At 63.1% G+C, this 7,977-nt stretch carries 6 protein-coding genes; 3 read left to right on the plus strand and 3 right to left on the minus strand.

Going from position 1 to position 7,977, the window contains the following annotated elements; translation table 11 throughout:
* Positions 1-125: 125 nt before the first annotated feature.
* Complete coding sequence (locus PG887_RS21140; protein WP_010674612.1) at positions 126-1,700, plus strand: sensor domain-containing diguanylate cyclase; 1,575 nt, start codon at positions 126-128, stop codon at positions 1,698-1,700.
* Between the two features lie 83 nt (positions 1,701-1,783).
* Here the strand turns inward: PG887_RS21140 and PG887_RS21145 are convergent, their stop codons facing one another.
* On the minus strand, positions 1,784-4,081 hold the full coding sequence (locus tag PG887_RS21145) for an FdhF/YdeP family oxidoreductase (RefSeq protein ID WP_010674611.1): 2,298 nt from the start codon (positions 4,079-4,081) through the stop codon (positions 1,784-1,786).
* Positions 4,065-4,850, minus strand: coding sequence for a formate dehydrogenase accessory sulfurtransferase FdhD (fdhD, locus tag PG887_RS21150; protein ID WP_029314473.1), 786 nt, complete (start codon positions 4,848-4,850; stop codon positions 4,065-4,067). Before fdhD ends, PG887_RS21145 begins: the two co-directional genes overlap by 17 nt.
* A gap of 161 nt (positions 4,851-5,011) precedes the next feature.
* Between fdhD and PG887_RS21155 the strand changes: the two genes are divergently transcribed.
* On the plus strand, positions 5,012-5,890 hold the full coding sequence (locus PG887_RS21155) for a LysR family transcriptional regulator (RefSeq protein ID WP_010674609.1): 879 nt from the start codon (positions 5,012-5,014) through the stop codon (positions 5,888-5,890).
* 62 nt (positions 5,891-5,952) lie between these two features.
* Here PG887_RS21155 and PG887_RS21160 read toward each other — a convergent pair whose 3' ends face one another.
* Entirely contained in the window at positions 5,953-6,804 is an 852-nt protein-coding gene (locus PG887_RS21160) for a type 1 glutamine amidotransferase domain-containing protein (protein WP_270822846.1), read from the minus strand.
* Between the two features lie 129 nt (positions 6,805-6,933).
* On the opposite strand from PG887_RS21160, the gene PG887_RS21165 reads away from it, so the two are divergent.
* Positions 6,934-7,887, plus strand: coding sequence for a LysR family transcriptional regulator (locus tag PG887_RS21165; protein ID WP_270822847.1), 954 nt, complete (start codon positions 6,934-6,936; stop codon positions 7,885-7,887).
* The last annotated feature ends 90 nt before the right edge of the window (positions 7,888-7,977 follow it).

Consider the following 7,977-nt stretch of genomic DNA (forward strand, 5'->3'; position numbering starts at 1 on the left):
GGCATATGGATTTAGGGACTCAGAATACTTTTTTCTGAAAATCAAGGCGGCCTTCCCCGGAAAGCCGCGATGAACCCTTAAAATGCCCTCCTAACCCGACACCATGACAAGGATCCGTTTCGTTCATGCACTCTCACTGGCTGCTGAGGTTTGATCTGCATCGCCTCATCCTTGCGCTGGCCGTCATAGGTGTGCTGGCTACCTTTGGCAACAGCTTTTACGCCATCTATCAGGCACAACGGCAACTGCTCATCGACAACACGCTAGAGGCGAACCGGGTCTATGCCGCCAAGCTCGCCGCCTCCGCCGAGACCATGCTGCACTCAGCCCAGGAACAACTGGCTTACAGCGCTAGCCAACTTGCCCCCCTGCTGCAGACCGATGACATCGCAGGGCTCGAGGAGGAGGTAACCCAACTGCGTAGACGTACCAATACCTTCAACTCAGTGGTCGTGGTCAACACCGAGGCAACCATTGTTGCTGTCTCCCCCGAGACTCTGAATGTGAAAGGGGCCAAACTGACCTCGGCCCATGCGAGAAACACCCTGAAGAAGCAGAAGCCGATCATCTCAGATCCTTTTGTCTCCCTCTCCGGCAACTACCTCATCAGCCTCTCCCACCCCATCTTCTCGGCAGACAAGCGCTACCTCGGCTATGTCGCCGGCACCATCTATCTGGGGTCCGCCAGCGTGCTCTCCAGCCTGCTGGGGCAGCACTACTACCAGGATGGTTCTTATCTTTATGTGGTGGACCGCCAGCGCACCCTCATCTACCACCCGGATCCTGAACTTATTGGCCATAAAGTGGCGTCCAACCGGATAGTAGACGAGGTGTTACAGGGCAACGGGGGAGCACAAACCATGTACAACACCGATGGAAACGAGATGCTCTCGGGCTTCGCTCCGGTGGCGGACGCAGGCTGGGGGATAGTGGCCCAGCGCCCCAGCAGCGCCACTCTAGCGAGACTCGATCAACAGATGAGCGACATTCTCAAGGGGATGATCCCGGTCACCCTCTTCATTCTCTTCGTCATCTGGCTCTCGGCCACCATCATCGCCAGACCCCTGCGACAACTGGCCAACCGGGCCGGACTCATGGATCAGCAGGGGGCCGCCACCAGCATCTCGGGGATCCGCGCCTGGTATTTCGAAGCGGCCCAGTTGAAGCAGGCCATCCTCAAGGGGCTGGGGCTGCTCAACACCAAGATCGACAAGCTGCACACCGACAGCCACACCGACCCCATGACGGGCCTGTTCAACCGCCGGGCCATGCAGCAGATGCTGGACGAGTACGAGGCCGAACGTCAGCCCCTGACGGTGATTGCCCTGGACATCGATCACTTCAAGGCCATCAACGACCGCTTCGGTCACGACGTGGGGGATGCCGTCATCGTCTCCCTCGCCACCCTGATGCAGCAGGATCTGCGTTCCGATGCCGCCTTGTGTCGAAGCGGCGGCGAAGAGTTCCTGCTGCTGCTGCCCGGGGTCTCCCTTGCACAGGCGCAGAAGATCGCCGAGCGCCTGCGTACCCGGGTGGCGAGCCACGACATGGAGGTAGCAGGCCACATCACCATCTCCCTCGGCGTCGCCCACTGGGGGGCGGATGCCACCAGCATCGCCGCCGTGCTCAAGGAGGCGGACAAGGCGCTCTATGATGCCAAGAGCCAGGGCCGAAACTGCGTGGTGGTGGCCCTGGGCTGATCGGCCCAGGCTTTGCCGGACACCGTTCGGCCATAAAAAAACCCCTGCCATGGCAGGGGTCGGACGGTATCCATGTCAGGAGATCAGAGCGTGACGGCCAGGCTCTCGACCGAGGCGGCGCTCGGGGTCACCAGTACGGGCACCGATTTGGAGGTGGGGGTGAAAGAGCCCTCCCCTATGCTCTCGATGGCCACCAGGGGGTTGGTCTCCGGGTAGTAGGCGGCGATGTTGCCTTTCGGGATCTCGTAGAAGATGACGCTAAAGCCCCGCACCACCCGCTCGCGCCCGTCGTTGCACACCGCACTCATGTCCACCCGCTGCTCCTCGGCGAGCCCCAGCCTCCTGGCATCCTCCTCGTTCATGAAGACCACGTTGCGTCGCCCCTTGATGCCGCGATAGCGGTCATCCATGCCATAGATGGTGGTGTTGTACTGATCGTGGGAGCGCAGGCTCTGAAGCAGCAGCACGGGCTGGTCCACCATCTGCTCCGCGTGGCTGGTGCACTCGGGCAGGATGGAGTCCGGCAAACGGCTCGCCCTGAATTCGGCGCGCCCGCTCGCGGTGTTCCAGCGCAGCAGGGCGGCGCTGTTCTCCAGATGGAAGCCGCAGGGCTCCTCGATGCGGCGGTTGAAGTCGCCAAAGCCCGCGATGGTCTCCTCGATGAGATCCCGCAGCAGCCCGTAGTCATCCCGCAGCGCCAGCCAGTCCACCCGATCGCTGCCAAGCGTTGCCTCGGCCATGCGAGCCACGATGTCTATCTCGGAGAGACAGAGCGGCGAGACCGGCTCGTTCATCCCGGTGGAGGCGTGCACCATGCTGAAGGTGTCCTCCACGGTGATCTTCTGCACCCCGGAGCGCTGCTGATCGAGCTCGGTACGGCCCAGGCAGGGGAGGATCAGGGCATCTTTTGACACCATGAGGTGGCTGCGGTTGAGCTTGGTGCTGATCTGCACGTTGAGCTCGCTCCTTCGCATCGCTTCATAGGTGAACTCGGTATCCGGCGCGGCGGCTGCCAGGTTGCCCCCAAGGCAGATGAGCACCTTGCTCTTGCCGCCATGAAGGGCTTTGAGGGCCTCGTAGACGTTGTGCCCCGGCGTGCGCTTGAAGCCCACCGGGAAGCGGCGCTCCAGGCGATCGAGGAAGGCGGCATTGGGTTTCTCGTTGATCCCCATGGTGCGGTTGCCCTGCACGTTGCTGTGACCGCGCACCGGACAGAGTCCGGCCCCCGGCTTGCCAATCTGGCCGCACATCAGGTGCAGGTTGACGATTTCGCGAATGGTGTCGACCGAATGCTTGTGCTGGGTGATCCCCATGGCCCAGCAGCTGATCACGCTCTCGCTGCTTGCGAAGATCTGCGCCGCCCGGGTGATCGCCTCCCGACCGAGGCCGGATTGCGCCTCGATCTGCGTCCACTCCGTGGCCTTCACCTGGGCCAGGTAGTCGTCAAAGTGCGCGGTGTGCTGCTCGATGAAGGCGAGATCGATGCGCCCCCCCTCCTCTTCCAGGATGTATTTCGCCATGCCGCGAATGGCCGCCATGTCACCGCCCAGCTTTGGCGTGAGGTACTGGTGGCTGATGGTGGTTGCCGCCGGGGTCAGTAGCTCCGCCGGGCTCTGGGGGCTTGCGAAGCGCTCGAGGGCCACCTCTTTGAGGTTGTTGAAGGTGACGATCTGGCACCCCTGGCGTGCCGCCTTGCGCAGGGCGTTCATCATGCGCGGGTGGTTGGTGCCCGGGTTCTGGCCAAAGACGAAGATGGCTTTGGCGGCGTCGAAATCATCGAGCACCACGGTGCCCTTGCCCACCCCGACGGACTGGATAAGCCCCACCCCGCTCGCCTCGTGACACATGTTGGAGCAGTCGGGGAAGTTGTTGGTGCCATAGAGACGGCCAAACAGCTGATAGAGGTAGGAGGCTTCGTTGCTGGCGCGTCCCGAGGTGTAGAACTCCACCTCGTCGGGGCTGGCCAGGCTCTTGAGTTTGTCGGCGATGAGGGCAAACGCCTGATCCCAGCTCACCGGCTCGTAGTGATCGGTGGCCGGGTTGTAGCGCAGGGGCTCCGTCAGTCGCCCCTGATATTCGAGCCAGTAGTCGCTCTGGGTGGCGAGACGGCGCACCGAATGCTCGGCGAAGAAATCGGCCCCCACCGTCTTGCCGGTGGATTCCCAGGCCACCGCCTTGGCGCCGTTCTCGCAAAACTGGAAGGCCCCCTGCTTGTTGTCACCCCAGGCGCAGCCGGGACAGTCAAAGCCGTCGGTCTGGTTGACCCGCAGCAGGTTCTTGATGTTCTGGCGGGTCTTCTGGCTGCGCAGCACCTGCTTGAAGGTGGACTGCAGGGAGGAAAAGCCGCCGGCCTTGGCCGGTTTTTCAATATGACTGGACATGGGAGTCTCCAACGTGATCCTGGGCGCGGGGGCTGGCATAGCAGACCGGGGCATCGGATCGGGGCACATGGATCAGGGTCAGGTTGTACTTCAGGGCCAGTCGCACCGCGAGCTGACTGGGGGAAGCAAGGCTGATGAGGTGAGCGGCGCCAAATTGCACCGCCTTGTGAATGAGTTCGCTGCCGCAGCGGCTGGTGATCACCAGGGTGGCGGCCTGCACCGGCTGGCGCAGCTGCATGCCGATGAGCTTGTCCAGGGCGTTGTGCCGCCCTATGTCCTCCCGGCAGGCCAGGATCTCGCCGCGATCATCCAGCGCCAGGGCGGCATGAAGGGCGCCGCTCTGGCGGGCCTTGCTCTGCCAGGGGACGATGCGCTCCCGCAGATCCTGCAAAGAGGCGGTGTCGAAGGGGGCACCCGGGGTCAGCGGGGTGAGCACGGGCAACGCATGTTCGATGGCCTCCACCCCGCAGATGCCACAGCCGCTGGCACCGGCCAGGCGGCGCTTGCGCTGGCCAAGCATTGCCAGACAGCGGTTGGCGATGGTGACATCGAGCACGATGCCGTGCTCGGACGGGGTGCTCTGGATATCGTGTACATCGTGGTTGCCCCCGATGATCCCCTCGCCAAACAGAAAACCGATGGCGAAATCGTCGAGATCGTCCGGGGTGGCCATCATGACGGCATGGTTGATGCCGTTGATGTTGACGGACACGGCCACCTCCTCCACCAGCTCATCCAGACTGGGCAACCGTGAATTGAAAGGGATCATGCGAGACGCTTATAAGCTGTATTCGGGCCTCAAGTTTAGATAAGCCGCCGCGCCAAAACCAATGAAACAAATCTATTCACCAATAGATAACTTCTATTGCTATCGGGATGTCGATTGATTAAATTTGTCGCTCATTGCCTTTGCCTGCTGCCATTACCACGATGAATATCAAGCAGTTGCACTATTTCTACGAGCTGGCCCAGCACCGTCACTTCGCCAAGGCGGCCAAGGCTTGCTTCATCACCCAGCCGACCCTGTCAGCCAGCATCACCGCCCTGGAGAAGTCACTTGGCACCGAACTGGTGGTGCGCAACAGCCAGTTCGTGGCCCTGACCCAGGCGGGGGAAGTGGTGCTGCACCACGCCGAGCGGATGCTGCAGGAGCAGGATGCCATGCGCCAAGAGCTCAGCCTCTTTCGGGGCGGGCTGTCGGGGGCGCTACGCATCGGCGTCGTGCCCCAGTCGAGCATCGACATCATGCCGCTGCTTAAGGGGTTCAACGACGCCTACCCCAAGGTGGGCCTGCACCTCTGCGTGATGACCCATGCCACCCTGATGGAGCAGCTGGATCTGCATCGCATCGACATCGGGCTCGGCTTTGACGAGTTGCTCACCGAGCATCAGCGCAGGGCCCTCGACGTCCAGCTTCGCCACCCCAACCCCATGGCCCTGCTGGGCCCCCTGCCTGCCCACTGCGCCCCGACCGGGCCGCTGACCCTGGCGGACCTGCAAGATCTCCCCCTGATCCTGCCAAGCACCACCATGCAGTTTCGCCGCTACCTGGACGAGGCCGCCGCCCGCCAGCAGATCAGCCTGCGGGTGGTGCTGGAGACAGACTCCCTGTTCCACCTGGTCAACGGGGTGAGCCACGGCCTGGGCTGCGCCGTGGTCAGCGCCGGCATCGCCGCCACCGCCCAGCAGCTCTTCAAACTGCCCTGCCACCACCTGAGCGATGCAAGCGCAGGCACCATCGCCTTCATCACCCGAAAACACAGTGTCACCCCCGCCATGAAGGCGTTTCTCGCCAAGGCAGGGGCATGAAAAAGGCAGCCCATGGGGGCTGCCTGCACTGATCAAGGGGGGAACTTGCGCCTCTCCTGGCGTCAGTCTGCCCCTTGCTGTTTGTCCAGCGCCGCGATGAAGGCGCTCGCCAGGGCGTGGTCGGAGAAGGGATTCTGGCCTGTGATGAGCTCGCGATCGATCACAACGCCAGGCTGCCAGGGTGCCACGAACTGCATGCTGCCGCCGGCCTGGGCCATGGCCTTCGCCGGGTAGTAGCGCAGCTTGTCACCCCCAAGGGAGCCTTCAAACACCGCCTCTTTCTTGTCGGAGAAGATGGTCATCCTGTAACCGTCGTAGATCCACTCTCTGGCGCCGTCTGCCTTGCCTGCAATGACCGACTGCTCGAACCCGGCCGGATCCGCCTGCGCCGCCAGCAGCGCGATGGGGCCATGGCAGATGGCGGCCGTGGGTTTGTGGTTGTCATGGAAGTGGCGAAGCAGGGTCCCCACCTCGGGATCCTTGGCAAGATCGATGAGGGGTGCGTGGCCGCCGGGAATGAAGAGGCCGGCATAGCGCTCGGGACCGGATGCCAGCACCTCCCTCAGGGAGAGCACCTTGCCGGCGCCAAGCAGCCCCTCCACGACGGCGCCGATGCGCACCATCTCCTGCGGGTTGCCACCAAAGTACTGGGGATCGACGGAGTGTTTGTCGACAACGGGCCGGTTCCCTCTCGGGGTCACCGGGGTCAGGGTATAACCGGCCTCCAGCAGGGCGGCGGCAGGCACCCCCAGTTCATTCTGGTAGAAGCCGGTGGTCAGGCTCTTGCCCCCTTGCAGCGGCAGTTCGGTCTCGCTCGAGAGCAGCACCAGGATCTCGCCTTTCGGGGAGGCGCTGGCCGCAGCGGAGGTCGCCAGCAGCAGTGAGGCCAGCACGGCCTTGAGGGTGTTCTTCATCGTGATCTTCCTTTTGATGGCAGTGATCGATCGGGCGGCCACCGGGCCGCCCTCGATGAGCAATTTACTGATTACACACGGACGAATAAACTCACACCATTGAACTTGATTATTTACATGGATGAACATATGTCCCGTGCCTTCGACCCCGTCCAGCTCGGCACCATAGAGCTCTTTTGCAAGGCAGCCGAACTTGGCAGCTTTACCGCCACGGCTCAGGTACTGGGGGTAACGCCCGCCTCGGTGAGCCGCTCCATCCAGCGTCTCGAGGCCAGGCTCGGCGTCAAACTCTTCCATCGCACCACCCGCAGCGTGCGCCTCACCCATGACGGGGAGCTCTATCGGGAACAGTGCCAGCAGGCGCTCGAGCAGATCGCCGAGGCCGAGCGGGCCATCACCGGCCGCCAGCGCCACCCCAGAGGAGTGCTGCGCATCAGCGTGGGCACCGTCTATGCCCACCACCGTCTGGTGCCCCTGCTGCCAGGCTTCATGGCGGCCTATCCCGAGGTCGAGCTGGAGCTCAATGTCTCCAACAGGAACATCGACTTCGTGGAGGATGGTTACGATCTGGCCATCCGGCTGGGGGAGCCGCGCGATGGGCGGATCATCGCCCGCAAGCTGGAGGATGCCAGCCTCGGGGTCTTCTGCACCCCCGATTATGCCGCCCGCCGCCCCGCGCCAACCTCCCTGGAGATGCTGTCGCAACATGATCTGATCCAGTTCATCACCCCGAGCACGGATCGCCCCTTCCCCTGGCAGTTCGTGAACGAGCAGGGGGACCCTGTCGACCTTCATGTCCAGAGCAGACAGCGGGTGCTTGACGATGTGCTGGCGGGCCTGGGCTGGGCGGTGGCTGGGGGCGGTCTGTTCCAGATCTACCATTTCGTGGCAGCCGAGGCGCTGTTGCAAGGCAAGCTGATCGAGGTGATGACCCCCTTTGCGGGGCGATCCCGCCCCTTCTACGCCCTCTATCCACAGCACCGTCACCTCTCGGCCCGGGTCCGGGCCTTCGTGGATTACCTGCTGGCAGCGGTGCACCCAGAGGGGTCGCCTGTGCCAGGGGAATGTCCCCCTCTTCGCTGACGAGGGCCCCTCATCCGCGAATTCAACTTCGAAGTGCGACACTCGCCTATGCCGCCTGACAGTACTCTTCGAATACCTTGACAGGCTGCC

This window comes from Aeromonas sp. QDB14 (assembly GCF_027707845.1).
In the GTDB taxonomy this organism is placed as follows: Bacteria; Pseudomonadota; Gammaproteobacteria; order Enterobacterales; family Aeromonadaceae; genus Aeromonas; species Aeromonas caviae.